The 14,149-nt window shown below is 57.4% G+C and carries 15 protein-coding genes; 5 read left to right on the forward strand and 10 right to left on the reverse strand.

Features of this window, described 5'->3' with window-relative positions:
* The first annotated feature begins 606 nt into the window (after window positions 1-606).
* The 3 genes from P4G45_RS14230 (at window position 607) to P4G45_RS14240 (ending at window position 2,574) form a co-directional block, all read left to right on the forward strand.
* Window positions 607-1,401 (forward strand): SDR family NAD(P)-dependent oxidoreductase, encoded by a 795-nt coding sequence (locus tag P4G45_RS14230; RefSeq protein WP_348267141.1) that lies wholly within the window; start codon window positions 607-609, stop codon window positions 1,399-1,401.
* Window positions 1,402-1,670: 269 nt separating this feature from the next.
* Window positions 1,671-2,369 carry a type 1 glutamine amidotransferase domain-containing protein gene (locus tag P4G45_RS14235; RefSeq protein ID WP_348267142.1) on the forward strand — a complete coding sequence of 233 codons (699 nt, stop codon included), beginning with the start codon at window positions 1,671-1,673 and terminating at the stop codon, window positions 2,367-2,369.
* Window positions 2,370-2,388: 19 nt separating this feature from the next.
* Window positions 2,389-2,574: an alcohol dehydrogenase catalytic domain-containing protein gene (locus P4G45_RS14240; RefSeq protein WP_373695287.1), complete on the forward strand. Its 186-nt coding sequence runs from the start codon at window positions 2,389-2,391 to the stop codon at window positions 2,572-2,574.
* Window positions 2,575-2,641: 67 nt separating this feature from the next.
* On the opposite strand, the gene P4G45_RS14245 is transcribed toward P4G45_RS14240, so the two are convergent.
* Complete coding sequence (locus P4G45_RS14245) at window positions 2,642-2,902, reverse strand: NAD(P)H-dependent oxidoreductase (RefSeq protein ID WP_348267143.1); 261 nt, start codon at window positions 2,900-2,902, stop codon at window positions 2,642-2,644.
* Between the two features lie 46 nt (window positions 2,903-2,948).
* Window positions 2,949-3,968 carry an NAD(P)-dependent alcohol dehydrogenase gene (locus P4G45_RS14250; protein WP_348267144.1) on the reverse strand — a complete coding sequence of 340 codons (1,020 nt, stop codon included), beginning with the start codon at window positions 3,966-3,968 and terminating at the stop codon, window positions 2,949-2,951.
* Window positions 3,969-4,066: 98 nt separating this feature from the next.
* Here P4G45_RS14250 and P4G45_RS14255 point away from each other — a divergent pair, with 98 nt between their 5' ends.
* Window positions 4,067-4,864, forward strand: a complete 798-nt coding sequence (locus tag P4G45_RS14255; RefSeq protein WP_348267145.1) for an SDR family NAD(P)-dependent oxidoreductase — start codon at window positions 4,067-4,069, stop codon at window positions 4,862-4,864.
* A gap of 187 nt (window positions 4,865-5,051) precedes the next feature.
* Here P4G45_RS14255 and P4G45_RS14260 read toward each other — a convergent pair whose 3' ends face one another.
* Window positions 5,052-5,924, reverse strand: a complete 873-nt coding sequence (locus P4G45_RS14260) for a 3-hydroxyacyl-CoA dehydrogenase family protein (protein ID WP_348267146.1) — start codon at window positions 5,922-5,924, stop codon at window positions 5,052-5,054.
* 16 nt (window positions 5,925-5,940) lie between these two features.
* Window positions 5,941-6,921, reverse strand: a complete 981-nt coding sequence (locus tag P4G45_RS14265) for a 3-hydroxyacyl-CoA dehydrogenase (RefSeq protein WP_348267147.1) — start codon at window positions 6,919-6,921, stop codon at window positions 5,941-5,943.
* A 151-nt stretch (window positions 6,922-7,072) separates the two neighbouring features.
* Here P4G45_RS14265 and P4G45_RS14270 point away from each other — a divergent pair, with 151 nt between their 5' ends.
* On the forward strand, window positions 7,073-7,684 hold the full coding sequence (locus P4G45_RS14270) for a WHG domain-containing protein (protein WP_348267148.1): 612 nt from the start codon (window positions 7,073-7,075) through the stop codon (window positions 7,682-7,684).
* Between the two features lie 183 nt (window positions 7,685-7,867).
* Here P4G45_RS14270 and P4G45_RS14275 read toward each other — a convergent pair whose 3' ends face one another.
* The 6 genes from P4G45_RS14275 to P4G45_RS14300 all read right to left on the reverse strand — a co-directional run bounded on the left by P4G45_RS14275 (window position 7,868) and on the right by P4G45_RS14300 (window position 13,968).
* A complete protein-coding gene (locus P4G45_RS14275) occupies window positions 7,868-9,964 on the reverse strand; it encodes an FUSC family protein (RefSeq protein ID WP_348267149.1) in 2,097 nt (698 codons plus the stop codon).
* Between the two features lie 11 nt (window positions 9,965-9,975).
* A complete protein-coding gene (locus P4G45_RS14280; protein ID WP_348267150.1) occupies window positions 9,976-11,199 on the reverse strand; it encodes a biotin/lipoyl-binding protein in 1,224 nt (407 codons plus the stop codon).
* Window positions 11,200-11,208: 9 nt separating this feature from the next.
* A complete protein-coding gene (locus P4G45_RS14285; RefSeq protein WP_348267151.1) occupies window positions 11,209-11,475 on the reverse strand; it encodes a YtcA family lipoprotein in 267 nt (88 codons plus the stop codon).
* Window positions 11,472-13,013: a TolC family protein gene (locus P4G45_RS14290; RefSeq protein WP_348267152.1), complete on the reverse strand. Its 1,542-nt coding sequence runs from the start codon at window positions 13,011-13,013 to the stop codon at window positions 11,472-11,474. Before P4G45_RS14290 ends, P4G45_RS14285 begins: the two co-directional genes overlap by 4 nt.
* Window positions 13,014-13,337: 324 nt before the next feature.
* Window positions 13,338-13,622: a hypothetical protein gene (locus P4G45_RS14295; RefSeq protein ID WP_348267153.1), complete on the reverse strand. Its 285-nt coding sequence runs from the start codon at window positions 13,620-13,622 to the stop codon at window positions 13,338-13,340.
* A 67-nt stretch (window positions 13,623-13,689) separates the two neighbouring features.
* On the reverse strand, window positions 13,690-13,968 hold the full coding sequence (locus P4G45_RS14300) for an aldo/keto reductase (RefSeq protein ID WP_348269264.1): 279 nt from the start codon (window positions 13,966-13,968) through the stop codon (window positions 13,690-13,692).
* Window positions 13,969-14,149 lie beyond the last annotated feature (181 nt).

The following is a 14,149-nucleotide window of genomic DNA, read 5'->3' on the forward strand; positions in this document are numbered from 1 at the left end:
ACCCAGATGGATCAGTGACGGGAAGGGTGTTTATGGGGAGGAATCCTCCAAAGTGAGCGCAACGCGCGCTCGATGTGCCCTGAAAAAATTGTGGCCTCACGCCAAATCGCATGAGCGGAGTTCCAGGATGCCGGCGATGGTGAGAAATTCACATTGGGCGATACACAACCCGTTGCAATCACGGCGGACCATGCAATTTCGCGAGAAAAGTAGATTGGGGCGGGAACACTCAAATAGCGGCCGTGATCGGGCTCGAAGGTGGGCTCCCTCTTCTTTTGCGAAATTCTATTGATGAATCCGCCGTCTCATCAGGTATACAAGTCCCAAACTTATTCCGGGTCCCGCTTTCCGGACGGCGGCTGCAGAGCGTACTCAAGGTGAATCCACTATCAGGTCTACGGCATCGTAACTATAGCGGTGCCTGGTCGCCTTTGTGCGTCCTCGAGACTGCAGGCGCCTACTACCCAGAGGCCTGCGCCTCATCATCCATCCCGGTTGACGTTATGGGGTGGACCACTCGCCAAGCGGGTGCTCGATTAATGTTGAGCATTCCCTGGCCATCAACAATTGGCGCACCAGCTATCGAAGATAGCTATAGGAGTATGAATGGAAAGCTTCAAGGGAAAAAGAGTTCTGATCACGGGCGGTTCCATCGGCATAGGGCAGGCCATCGTTACCCGGTTGGTCAAGGGCGGCGCGCATGTCGTGAATCTCTCTCGTTCGAAGGGAGACTGGACCAATTTGTCGAGCGAGCAAGGCTCGGTTGAAACCCTGACATGTGATATCGGGGATAGCAAGGCCGTGTTGGACGCCCTGGAGCAACTGAAACAACGGCAGGACTCCGTCGATATTCTAATCAATAACGCTGGAATCGCTCTTGGCGCGCCGAAGGTTTTCTGGGAGCAACCGCTTGAAGATATCCACCGGGTCATCGCAACGAACGTTCTCGGCCTGGTCAATGTGACGCATGCCGCGATGAAGCTCTTCCTTGGGCCTGCGGCAAAAGGAACGATCCTCAATATTTCTTCCATCACTGGCCTCGAAGTTCCGATCAAGGGCATGGGCGAAGTAAGCTACCATGCCTCCAAAGCTTTCATGGAAGGCTTCACCAACACACTTCGTCATGAAGCCATCGGTACGGATATACGGGTCCTGACGTTGCGGCCCGGCTTCGTACGGACAAATTTTCATTTTGATCGAATGGGCAAGGATCAGGAGAAATTTGAAGGCGTCTTCGAGGGGCTGGAACCACTCTCATCTGAGGATGTTGCCGACGCGGCCATCTGGGTTCTCTCACAACCAGAGAGGATCAGCATTAAGGCACTCGACATTGTCCCGACTCCGCAACGCAGCCTGACGCAAAACGATCGAGAGTGGAATTCGCGGCATCAACCGCATTAGACAATGCGGATTCCTAGCAGTGATCTGATACGCAAACGGGTCTCGTAATGCCGGATGCTACCTCGAAAAGCATAGGCCCAAGGAAAATGAGTTGCCCACGTTGGGCCGACCGGTGCTGGCTGTGCCGCGCTGCAGCGCGGGAGCCAGGTCTCGAGAATCCTGCTTGGGCCACACTGCCGCGCGTACACCCACTGGCTGGGCAAATACTCCATAGACAGACTGGAAGACCTCATGAAGAACTTGTATCGAATTGATTGTTGTTGGCTTGTATGGTGACCGCGAGGGTTGCCTTCGCGCAGACGTCGACTCCGCGCGTTCTCATTCTGGTGACGAGCGCCGATCGGTTTCCCGATGGAAGGCAAACTGGCGCCTGGCTTGAGGAGTTCGCCACGCCTTATAACGCTCTTGTACATGCAGGCGCGAAAGTTATGGTGACGAGCCCGAAGGGCGGATCGAGTCCGATCGATCCGCACAGTATCGGAACACTGGAGCAAGAAGCCGCTTGGAAGGACGCGAGACAGCCACTTTCTTCGACCGTGCCTCTCGCGTCAATCCATCCGGCGGACTACGATGCCATCTTCATTCCGGGTGGCCATGGCCCGCTCTTCGACCTGGCCACGGATCCGGCCGTCGCAGTGACGATCGCGGCCTTTGCTCGCTCGGGTAAGCCTGTAGCGTCGGTCTGCCACGGTCCTGCCGCTCTTGTCGGCGTGACGTCGGCCGATGGCAAGCCGTTCGTCAGCGGTAAGCGGATCACCGCATTCAGCGACTCGGAGGAGAAGGCTGTGGGGCTTTCCGCCGCGGTGCCATTTTCGGTGCAGCAGAAGCTGATCGCGCTTGGTGGCAAATACTCCCAAGGCCCTGACTTCAAATCGTATGCTGTCGTGGACGGCACGCTCATCACGGGGCAAAATCCCGCATCGAGCGAACGAGTCGCAGAGCTTCTGCTGCAGATGTTAAGGAGATAGTGCAATCGCTCTCAATCCAGTGGACTGGAAGGTGCTTTCGGGGCAGTTGCCCGGATGGAAGCCTGGGCATACTCCCGGAGTCGATGCGGCAGGCGTCGTTGTGGCTGCCGGTGAAGAGGCCTCGATTGCGGTCGGCACGCGAGTGGCTTATCACTGCGATCTGCAGCGTCCAGGCAGCTTCGCCGCACACACTGTCGTCGACTAACGCGCATTGATCCGCATTCCATCCGAAGTCGGCTTTGCGGTTGCAGCGACCGTTCCGTGTCCAGGCATCACTTCGTGGCAGGCGCTCGATAAGCATAGATGTTGCCGTAGCCGTAGGTGCGTCCCATCGCCAGCGTCTGGTCGAACCAGCCCTTGAGGATGGCAGGCAAACCGAACCACCACAGCGGAAACTGGAGAATCATCAGGTCGCAGGCTTCGATCTTTCGCATCTCGGCTTCCAATTCAGGACTGAAGCTGTTGTGTTCGGTCGCGAATGGTAGGCGCTTACTGATCGAGATCCCGTCCAACGAGAGAGGGGCCGTCGTCACGACACCTGATGTTCAAGGCGCTGAATGAACTGTCTGTCTCTCCGGGCTATAGGTCTGCGTCGAGCACGATGCGATAGTTCGCCTTGCCGGCACGCAGGTGGTCCATGGCTTCGTTCGCTTGCGACATGGGAAAGTGCTGGACCTTGGGGCTGATGTTGTGGCGGGCAGCAAAGGCGAGCATGCTGTCGATCTCGCCGCGGGAACCCGTGGGTGAACCAGAAATGGACTTCTGGCCGAGAATCAGACTGAACACCTGAACCGGGACTGGCTCCAACACGGCGCCGACAAAGTGCAGCTTACCGCCGGGCGCGAGGAGATTCACAATAGCGTCCCAGTCAAGCGGCGCGTTGGCAGTGATGAGGACAAGGTCCAACGTTCCGGCGAGCGGTTTCATCTCGCTGGTGGAGCGGCTGTTGACGACCTTGCTTGCGCCGAAGCCGCGAGCTTCGTCAGCCTTAGCAGGCGACGATGAGAAGGCAACGACCTCGCAACCCCATGCCTTGAGGAACATCAGCGCCATATGACCCAGGCCGCCGATCCCGAACACGCCCACGCGCGCCGTGGAGCGCGTATTCAGATGAAGAAGTGGCGCAAAGACGGTGATGCCGCCACAGAGTAAGGGACCAGCGGAGCTGGGATCAAGCGCATCCGAGATGGGGACGGCCCAGACCCAGTGCGCGCGAACACGGGTGGCAAAGCTGCCGTGATGTCCGACGATCGTGGGCTGCCCTTGAAGACAGAGTTGCTGATGGCCCTGGATGCATTGCGGACAGTGGAGACAGGAACTCGCCATCCAGCCGATGCCGACTCTCTGACCTACCTTGAGCCCTTTGGTCTGGGCGACCTCCCCCATCGCCGAGATGCGGCCGATGGCCTCGTGTCCGGGGACAAACGGATACGTAGTGATGCCCCACTCGTTCTCGAGCATGGAGAGATCCGAATGGCAGATCCCTGTGTAATCGATCTCGATCTCGACCTCTTCTGGAGCAAGGTGGCCCACCTCGTAGGTGAAGGGTTCGAGGCGGCCGCCGGGGGAGTGTGCGGCTAAAGCTTTGATGGTTGGCATCCGATTCCTCCTGAACGAGTAGCGATGATACACCAGCACGATCACGACGAAGCTGCACTTGGCATCTAACCAATAGCCAAGCGGTATTGGAGGATGTTATGAGAGACAAATTTGCAGTCATTACAGGCGGATCAAGTGGCATCGGATTTGAACTTGCCAAGATTTTCGCTGAAAACGGATTCGACATCTTGATTGCGGGCCATAACGCCGAGCACCTTCAGGCCGCTGCTTCGAAACTTCGTGAGACCGGAGCGCACATCGAAGTTTTCGCATCGGATCTGTCACTGGACGAAGGCGTGATCTCGCTCTTCGGCTTCATTAAGTCGCTCAGACGTGAGTTGGATGCTGTAGCGATCAATGCTGGGCGAGGCGTAGGGGGACGCTTTGTCGATCAAACTGATTTCAAAGACGAATTAGAGCTAATGCGTCTGAATGTGATCTCCTCGGTCCAGCTCGCCAAACTGGTCCTGCCTGCGATGGTCGCAAGAGGTCAGGGAAGAGTCTTGTTCACCGGTTCCATCTCGGGCACGACGCCCGTACCTTATGAAGCTGTGTATGGCGGTTCGAAGGCGTTTATAAACTCGTTTTCAAAAGCGCTTAATTACGAACTGAAAGATTCGGGAGTCACGACTACGGTCCTCATGCCCGAGGCCACCGGGACGGACTTCTTCCATCACGCGCAAATGGACGAAACAAAGGTCGGGTCAGGACACAAACAAGACCCCGCGCTTGTTGCCAAACAGGGCTTCGAAGCCCTGATGGCGGGACACGAAAGCGTGTTTGGAGGAGACATGACCGCCAAACTGAAAGGGCGGGTCGTAAATTCGATGCTTCCAGACAAGGCAAAGGCTTCTATGGCTGCCCACCGATCGAAACCAGGCAGTGCGAAGGAGTAGAGGCTTCCCAAACAAGAAAAGCCACCTGCCCGTGTATAGCCTCGCGTAAAGCAGTAGACGTGATCGCGACTGCGATTAACTTCGATAGCTCCATGCAGATAGAGTCGTAGGTCACATCTACCAGATGTGCCCTACGACGAAACGCCACGATCCATTCACAATTGGCCCAAGCAGAAGTTCATGCGAGTTACTTCTGCGGATAGTCGTAGAAGCCCGATCCGGTCTTGACGCCGAGCTTTCCCTTGGATACGTACTGTTCCAGGAGAGTTCGAGGTTCTATGGGCAGATTCGGATTGACTTGCGCGTAGTGCTTTTCAATGTCAAGCACCACGTCCAAACCGACCTGGTCCATCAACTGGAACGGGGCAGTCGTGCTTCCCATGACTATCTTGAACATCTGGTCGACGTCGGCGGGTGTTGATACACCGGTCGCGACAACGAGGAGGGACTCCCGCTTGATGGCAGCCCAGATGCGGTTGAAGATGAAGCCGATGCTCTCCTTCAGGACGTGGAATGGAATCAGCCCGTATGTCGGCAGTTGCTTCATGAGGGCTTCGATGACGCCCGGATCGGTCTCACCGCAAGTCATCACGTCCAGCGCGTTCAGCCCCGGGGGCATGTAGAAGTGCGTATTCGCTACGCGCTTGCGTCCTTCGGGGCTGACATGATCGATGAACTGGCTCGAAGGATAAGACGAAGAGTTGCTCGCCAGGATCGCATCCCTAGGAGCAAGCTGATCCAACTGGCGGAAGATATCCTTCTTCAGTTCAAGCTTTTCGGGAAGGGCCTCCACCACAAGCCAGCAGTCCCGTACAGCGTCGGCGAGATCGGTCATCGGTCGAATCGTTCCCTCCGATGCTCCTGGCGTCTTTTCGACAAGTGAGGGAAGCTCTTGTCCGATATATTTTTTCGCTTGTTCCAGTGCGGTCTCCGACTTGTCGAAGATCCGCACCTCTGCGCCTTGCGTAGCGAGCATCAATGCGATACGGCGTCCCAGCGTGCCGGCCCCGAGTATCGCCATCGGTCTCGCCTTAAAGTCGGAAGGTAAGGTGTAGTTCATATGGGATCCTTTGCTTTCACGCCTCGCACAGCGAGAGTGAAGGGTTCAATTGCGAGTTAGAGATCGCCGTCGCATTGCGCAGCGTGATTCCTGGGTTCTCTTCCACGGAGACGAACTGGATGCCTGTGAGCGGACCTCCGTGCCAAATCTGCTTCGATGCATGCTCCCCATCCAAGTCGATGGAGCGGACTGTGCCTCCGAGATCTGTAACGAACGCGCGCCTCGAGGCGAGGTCCAAAGAGAGTCCGATCCCTTCGTGTAGGCCGCGGTAGATCACTTCGTGGTCAGTGCAACCAGCAGGGGTGATGCGGGCGCGATTGAGGGAATTGCCGTCAGGAGCAGCGCCCCGGTCCGTCCAATAGAGCAAGGACTCTTCGGGATCGATCTCAAGGTCGATGGGCTCCGGCAGATTGTCGAAGAGAAGCTCAATGTCAGTGCGATCTTCCGGCAGCACGCCCGCTGGAGGCGTAAGCGCGGCGCGGAAGATGCGTCCTCTGCCGGCGTCTTCGGGACCTTTCTGCGTCCAGTACAGGTGATTATTCGGTTTGTCGATCGCAAGTCCTACGCAGTGGCGCGTAGCATCTTCCTGTTGTCCTGGCGCTCCAGCGCGGATGAGCGTTTTCACATCGGTCCCGTCGAGCCTGCAGCGCATCACACGCATGCCTTCACGGTCACACCAGTAGAGGTAACCATCTTCCCTGTCGAGCACCAACTGCTTGGGGGTGACGGTCTCTCCATTGCCGACCAGGAGGCGCCGGTCAGTCCCATCCAGTTTGCAGGATTCAATCGTCCCGTCCGCAGCGTAGAAGTCCGGACCCCACTTACCCATCGTGGAGAAGTAGATGGTGCTGGAAGCTGGGTCAACGTAAATGCCATCTGGCGCCTTTTCAGTCTCCAGCAGTACCCGGGATGACGACCCGTCGCTGGAGATCGCCACGATTGCACCCGGGTCGATGATCAGGGCGTACAGTGTGCTGAGAGGAATGGTCGAGTTCAAGAATCTTGCTCCTTCGGAAAGGGGTCGAGAGTTTCGGCCTCCGTGATTGATTTCGTTCGCTTGCAGTGCAGTGGTAGCGTCTAGGCGCGATCTAAGCACTGCTAAGATTATGGTACGGCGCATCGCGTCGTCACGTCAAGGAGGCCCTTGCATGGCACGAAAGTCCCAGTCTGTTGAGAATGTGTCCCAATACCACCATGGGGATCTCAGGAGCGCACTGCTGGAAGCGGCACTTAAAGCGCTCTCTGAACCCGAGCCCCAGCCACTCTCATTCCGTGATCTTGCACGAAGACTCGGCGTGACTACAGCGGCTCCTTACCATCACTTCAGAGATCGCACCGATTTGCTGGTGCAGCTTGCCATTCAAGGCCTTGGGCTGCTCTTCCTGGAAGTGAATGCGGCCGCTGAACCAGGAGACAGCCTGAAGGCGAAGATAAGGGCTTTCACATTGGCTTACCTGCGCTTCGCGCGAACCCAGCCCGGATACTATCGCTTAATCTTCTCGCCGGAGGTACGCAGCGCGGGAGAGTCAGTTCCGGAGTTCCGCGAAGCTTCAAACAAGAGCTTCGATCTCATCTGCCGGATGTTGGCCGAGGACGATCCTGATCTCTCCAAGAAAGCTGCCAGAGAACGTGCTGTGTCTCTATGGGCACTGTTGCACGGCTTGGCCGTTCTGAGCTCTGCAGGTACGCTGACACGACGGCTTGCGGCAGCCGATGAAAACCGCGTGGCGGTGGACGCGGCGATCAGACTGCTCTGCTGACTCGCTTCGAGCGAGGCGCAAAGGAGTCCAAGAGCGGAAGAGTCCGCGCTTCGACCTGGACTACAACTTCCTTGAGGATGCTGCGACTCACTTGGAAGACAGCGACGAGGTACGAAGTGTCCGATATTCTATCCACTGGCCGTGGACGGACAACGGCGAAAGTAGCGGGCTTTCCTTAGCAATTTATTTTTGCAGGCTAAGCATCGCCGTGAAGTTCTGCAACTCATCGTAGCGCGCCTCGGTATTGCGCGCGTAGTCACTGTAACGCGGGTCGTCGAGCAGGGCATGATCCACGAAGTTGCAGCAGGGCTCAATGGGAATCTGAGAGTTGTGCTCGATGGCGTCGGCCATCATGCGCATGTGGTCGGCCAGGGTGGCCCGCATGGTGCGCAGGCCTGGTTCGTGGAGATAGTGGCTGTCCTCAGCACTGTGAAGCACGGCCAACTGGTTCCATAACAGGGCGGCACTGGTCAGAGCTGAACGAAGGATCATATCGCCGGTTTCAATATGTCTGCTCCGCTCCGCCCCAAATTCATACTGGACCGCGCCGTTCATGCTGCGTAGCCCAGCTACAGCTTTGCCCAGCCTGTCTCGGAGGATATCTGCTTGGTGGAGAATGTCCGGGCGTGGCTTGCCAGAGTCGATCGCTGTGAAGAGGTCGGCTCCAAGTCGAAGGACGGAGACAAAACTGCTTCGCATGAGCGTCGTTGTGCGCACAGGCCAAAGCTGATCGAAAACCAACACCATCACGGCCAACGCAATCAGCACACCGATAAAGCGATCGCGCGCCGGTGCGAGCCCCGTCGGTGCGCGCAGCCCCTCAAATGCCACTACGTAAAAAGAGAATGCGATCTGCAGCCCGATGTAGTTGAACTTCGGCCCCGCGGCAACCCATGCGGAGAGGAATGCAATCACGATCTCAAGGACCACCAGCGACGTGATGGAATCCATGTAAGGGAAGAGGAAGACGATTGCGCCAATGCCAAGAAGCAATCCGCCGATCAACGATCCCAATACACGGAACGCGAGCTTCTGCTTGGTGGCGCCGGTACTGCTGAGTCCGGTGACGAGCACGGTTGTGACGGCCGTGGCAATCCCTGGCCAGGCCAACGCGTGGTAGAGAATGTAACAGAACGTAGCGCAGAGGCTTATCTTCAATCCAAATGCGATGCTCTGTTTGCTCCGCAGTGCGCCGGGTATGAAGAACGGAACATCTTTGCTGGGTAGCGCGACAAGCTCCCTGTGCTTCACTGGCCCAATATCGACGGGCATCGTGAGGATCGCGTGCAGCGCGCCTTCGACACGGTCAAGCAAGCTATAGTGGCCTCCCGGTCCTAGTTGAATTCCCGTGCCAGGTGCGGATGGAATGCCCGGGACAACTCGCTTCAACTCATCGGCAAGCCGGGCGCAACGAGCGCGCGTTTCAGTGTCAATCTCTGCTGGATTTTGCAGCCCGAAGGCGGCAGCCACGTCCATCAGTTGGGCAAGCATGGTGATGCGCAGACGCATTGCAAGTGGGAGTACACCGGTGTCCAGATTGCGCTCGACGATCGTGTTGTAGAGGGCCATCATCTGGCTCGACCCGGCGACGGCAATGCGCGAGACCTCGGTGGCGGCGTGAAACCGCTCCAGAGGAGGCGCATCTTCGGCATACAGACGGAAGAGTCGTTCCAGCGAAACGTACCGGATGCGGCGTTGCTCCTGTAGCTTCTCCGCAGGGTGCCGCGCACCGAAGATGTATTCGATCGCAACAGCGCTGCCAAGCGAGATTGCAAACGTGCCCACGAGATACAGCGAGCTCTTTACGAGGCGGTCCGCGGGGGCGTGCAGCTCCCACAACGAAATCACTGTGCAGTAGATCAGACCGAAGCTGGAACCGAGAGCGGGGTAGTTGGTCGCGACCACAAACATTCCCGCCACGAACGTGACGACAGCAACACTTAACAGGCGAGCAACAGGATCGTTGTCCGAGACGATGACGACCGCAAACTCAACCGCGATGGCAAAGATCACAACCCCGCAGGAGTAGAGACTGCTGCGGAAAGAGACGGCCGGACTGTCGCGGCCGATAAGAAAGATGAAGTACATTCCCAGCGCGATGAAGGGCATCTGCAGCGCTTCCATCAGGACCAACGCGATGACGGAAGCGAGCACAATGCGCAAAGCGCTGCTGACTCGCCCGGGCGTTGGCTGCAGGTCCTGAAGCAACGCGCGCGTCCATGCGATTCGGGGCGGCACATACTCCGAAGGCTGCACTGGAATCGCGTTCGTTGTTGCCATGCGGCCCCCGGTTAGCGCACTACGGTAACGGCAGTTGCACCGATTCTGAACAACTCCGGATCGGGGTCCAGCACGCGAATGCGTACCGGAAAGCGCGACGAAAGATGGACCCAGTTCAGCGTGCGATCGATGTTGGGCAACCCCTGTGCCACTGCGCCGTCTTCAGGGAACACTCCGTATCCAACACTCTCGACTTTGCCACTAAAGCGCCGGTCGGGGTGGCCCATCAGATACAGATCGACATGATCACCAATGTGAATATTCTTGAGCTTGGACTCGCGGTAGTTTGCGATGACATACCAGGTGCGGGTGTCGATGAGTGTGAACAGTGGACCACCCGGACGAGCGTAAGCCCCGACTGAGATATTCATGTTAGTCACGTACGCGTTGAAGGGTGCAACCACGCGGGTGCGCTCCAGATCGAGCCGGGCACTCTCGACTTTCGCGGCTTTGGCTGGTCGCTGCGATTCCAGCGTTTCTACTGTATCGATCGTGTGGATCGCCTGTCCCAGCTTGGCTTCCTGTTCGGCTGCCAGCGACGTCGCCTCCATTTTGCGAAATCCGGCCTGCTGTTGTGCCGCCTCAGCCTGGGCGAGCCCCGCCTTGGCTTCGTCATAGTTCCCCTGCGCGACACGCACGGCGGTATTCGCTGAGTCGATTTGCTCGACCGTCACATACTGCTTTGCGAGCAGAGGCTCAATGCGATGCAGGTTATTCGTTGCGAGTTTCAGTTGAGCTTCCGCGGCCGCCAATGCCGCCTGTTCTCGCGTAACGGCGGCAGTAGAGACGGCGATCGCACTGCCGGCAGTCTGCACGCCCGTGCGAAAGCTCAGCAACCCGGCGCGTACCGCATCGGCTGCGCTGGCCTGGGCCGCTATGTGGCGGCGAGCATCGACGATTTGTTGCTCGAGCGCCTCCTGATCCGACAGCGCCTGTTGCAGAGCATACTGATACGGCCGAGGATCAATCACGAAGAGCGTGTCCCCTTCTTTGACGAATGCATTGTCCGCCACAGGTAGCTCGACAATACGGCCACTCACTTCTGGTGCGATCTCGATGAAGTTGGCTCGAACGCTGGCGTCATCCGTTCGCGGGTGAAGGTCAACCTGTAGCGCGGCCAGACCCAGAGCCACAAGTGCGGCGACCATTACGCCAATGCCGATCCATCGGCCAACGCGAGGACGCGAGTCGGTTGGGGCGACAGGTTGAGCGGGTTGGGTATCTGCTTGTGCCACAGGGAACTCCTACCGGAAGAAGATCAGCCAGAGGAGGCTGGTAAATAGGATGACGACGCACGGATAAAAGAGAGCCAGCGGGCCAATGTAATTCTCAAGCTCAAACCGTACCATCAGGGCGCGAACGCCAAAGGTCATCGGAATCGCGATGGCCAGGCACAGCATCCAGACTGGAAAAAACGAGCCAATGATGTCAACACTTGGCGCATGCCCGCAACCGGTAAGCGGCAGGCAGGCTCCAGTGATCGCGGAGATGGCGCGTCTTGGATAGTTCATCTGGATAAACCATCCTGTGTCGAAAGTTTGGTTGCAGGCGGCTGGCTGCGCAACAGATTTCCTGTGACGAACTCCAGGTCAACTGCTCCGAGGAAAAGCTGCGATCGCGCGGTCACACCTGACAGCCGAGCTTGTGCCAATTGCTTCTCCGCAGTCACCACGTCGATCAGATTCTTGACGCCATACTTGTAAGCATCAAGGGACGAATCGTACGACTCAGTCGCAGCCTCGACCAGAGACACCGCGGCCTGCTGCTTACGCAGCGCAGTTCGAAATCCGATGTACGCAGACCACACTTCACGCGTCGCCTGATCATGCTTTTCGGTCAGTTCGTCCTGAGCCTCGCGTTTCTTCGATTGCGCGGCGGCAAGCTCATTGCGGCGAGCGCCACCATCGAAGAGCTTCCACTCCAGGTGCATGCTGACATTCCATATTGTCTCGTTCGCGTTGCCCAACTGCCCATAGTCAACGGTCGGCCAGATTGACGACTGTGCTCCCGTCGCGGAGAGTGTAAGGCGTGGCAGATACTCTGCCCGGGCGGCACGAATACGGTCGTCTGCGGCCCGAATCTCTGCAGCCTGCGCGGCTAGATCTGGGCGTGCCGCAACAGCTCGATCAATCAGTTCTTCAATCGAAAGCGTCAGCGACTCAGGCAGCGGTGCGTTGCTCAATGCGTCGATGTTGATGTTAGGCGAAGGTTCCGCGCCGACTTCTTCGGCAAGCTGCACTTTGGCAATCTTCTCATCGCCATCAGCAGACTCCATGTCGAACATGGCCTGCGAGGTTTCGGCCCTGGCATTCAGTACGTCCGGTCGCGTGGACCGACCGTTAGCAAGCTGGGCTTCAGCTGCATCCTGCGTCGTCTGTGCAGTCTTCAGGGTCTCGCGTGTGGCCTGCAGACGCTCCTGAGCAGTTAGCAACTTGTAATACGCAGCGGTGATCTTGAACGCAACATCTTGGTTGGCCTGCACGAAGTTGGCTCCTGCGGCGATCTTCTCGGCCACCGCGGCATCGACCCTTGCGCTTCGCTTGCCCGAGTCGAACAACAGGTACTGCAAGCTAAGCTGCGGTTGTACGATGGGCACTTCAACCATGGTGTATCCACGTGGGGCGAGCGGCTTGGGAAAGGGCTCGATGGAGCGCTGATCCTCGCCAATCGCCTCGAATACCAGCACCGGGAAGTACGCACTCTTCTCAACGCCTAGTTCGTCCGCGCGCTGCTTGGCTCGCTCCCACGCAATGCGGGATCGAGGGTTGTTATGCTCTCCGAGGTCGATTAATTCGGTCAGTGAATAGGCGCGGCTCGAATCAAGAGCCGCAGTCGTTGCTATAGGAACCGTGTGAGCGGCGCAATCAGCAGCGCCATCTGGCGAAGTTGCGATGCCAGCACAAAGCGACTGCGCGTGAAGCGAGGATGCAACGCAGGCGCAGCCAAGCAACATGAATCGATAAAACATGGCCAGGTGTCGAGCAATTGTTCGATCTGTGCGTTTGACGGTCAGGGCGAACTCCCCTATCTGTGCCACGAAATCAGACACATGGATTACTCTCAAACGGTATTGCTCGACGAGGAGGAGATCCTCGAATCTCTAAGTCTATCTCACCCTTCGAAAGAGGTCATCTTGCCGATAATGTATATCCAGACGTGGTCAACCGGTCGGGGGTATGTTTGCCAGCGCGATTCGGCTGAGCCTAGGTTAGCGATAACAGGGCGAGTCACTCATCGAGCTATTTGTTTCCGAATTGCCTCCTGCTACTTGTTCAAGAAATCAACCATAATGCGGCCAAGATTACGAAAATCATGCACAACCTGGCCCAGAATTCCGGCGAACGAGAATGGGCACCAACTTTCTCCTCCGCGATTAGAACTCCACCGGGGCTTGCTTATCTTGCAGCGTGAGGGTGCCACCTTCAGCCAGCTTCTTCATGTTTCGGAGCATCTTCTCGAAGAGCAACCGGTAGGTTTTCACTTGGTTCTGCCGTGCAGCATCATCGGGCTGCTTAGAGCTATCCCACACAAGGGTGTAGTAGATGGTAGCTCGGCGCGATCCGAGTGGACGCGCCTCCGGCGTTCCGCTGATACATCGGATATAGGCCTGTATCACGCAAAGGCTGGGTGTAGGTGTAGCTATACTGCGTTTACCCAACAATCACTTCATTCACAATGGATCGCACCCTTCCGAGACCGCCATCTCCCTGCAGATACTTGCAGTCCTACCACTCGGGTGAGTTCATCCACTTGGGAATGTGGGCCGGTGTCGCGCCCTTGCGTTCTGCGACTGCCTTAACCAGGTCGACCAGAGCCATGTTGGCTTTGCGCGCTTCGGACGAGAAGCGGGGCACTATGTTACGGAAATCCGTGGGATCGAACTTCGTGTTCTCATCGATCTTGCCGGTGAGGAACCCGGCGCCAAGTGGGCTAAAGGAAACGAAGCCGATATCAAGTTCCTCCAGAGTTGGCAGAAGCTCGGCCTCGGGACCACGACAGAACAGGGAGTATCATCATGCGGAGCGAGATGATCCAACTGCATTCGTTCCGCACACCTCCGAACCACATACCATATGACATTCTCGGAGATTCCTTTACCCCACGCGTTCCGTGACGGCTAACGGCCCGAAAGATCTTAACTGTCTTGAGCTATGGCTGCTTCCGTCAGCATCGTGTCGTTTGCGC

Origin of the sequence: Edaphobacter paludis (genome assembly GCF_039993895.1) — a bacterium.
GTDB lineage: Bacteria > Acidobacteriota > Terriglobia > Terriglobales > Acidobacteriaceae > Edaphobacter > Edaphobacter paludis.

Excerpts from the sequence above, each read along its gene's own strand:
- P4G45_RS14230 (WP_348267141.1), top strand. The coding sequence starts at position 607 with ATGGAAAGCTTCAAGGGAAAAAGAGTTCTGATCACGGGCGGTTCCATC.
- P4G45_RS14235 (WP_348267142.1), top strand. The coding sequence starts at position 1,671 with ATGGTGACCGCGAGGGTTGCCTTCGCGCAGACGTCGACTCCGCGCGTT.
- P4G45_RS14250 (WP_348267144.1), bottom strand. The coding sequence starts at position 3,968 with ATGCCAACCATCAAAGCTTTAGCCGCACACTCCCCCGGCGGCCGCCTC.
- P4G45_RS14255 (WP_348267145.1), top strand. The coding sequence starts at position 4,067 with ATGAGAGACAAATTTGCAGTCATTACAGGCGGATCAAGTGGCATCGGA.
- P4G45_RS14260 (WP_348267146.1), bottom strand. The coding sequence starts at position 5,924 with ATGAACTACACCTTACCTTCCGACTTTAAGGCGAGACCGATGGCGATA.
- P4G45_RS14270 (WP_348267148.1), top strand. The coding sequence starts at position 7,073 with ATGGCACGAAAGTCCCAGTCTGTTGAGAATGTGTCCCAATACCACCAT.
- P4G45_RS14275 (WP_348267149.1), bottom strand. The coding sequence starts at position 9,964 with ATGGCAACAACGAACGCGATTCCAGTGCAGCCTTCGGAGTATGTGCCG.
- P4G45_RS14285 (WP_348267151.1), bottom strand. The coding sequence starts at position 11,475 with ATGAACTATCCAAGACGCGCCATCTCCGCGATCACTGGAGCCTGCCTG.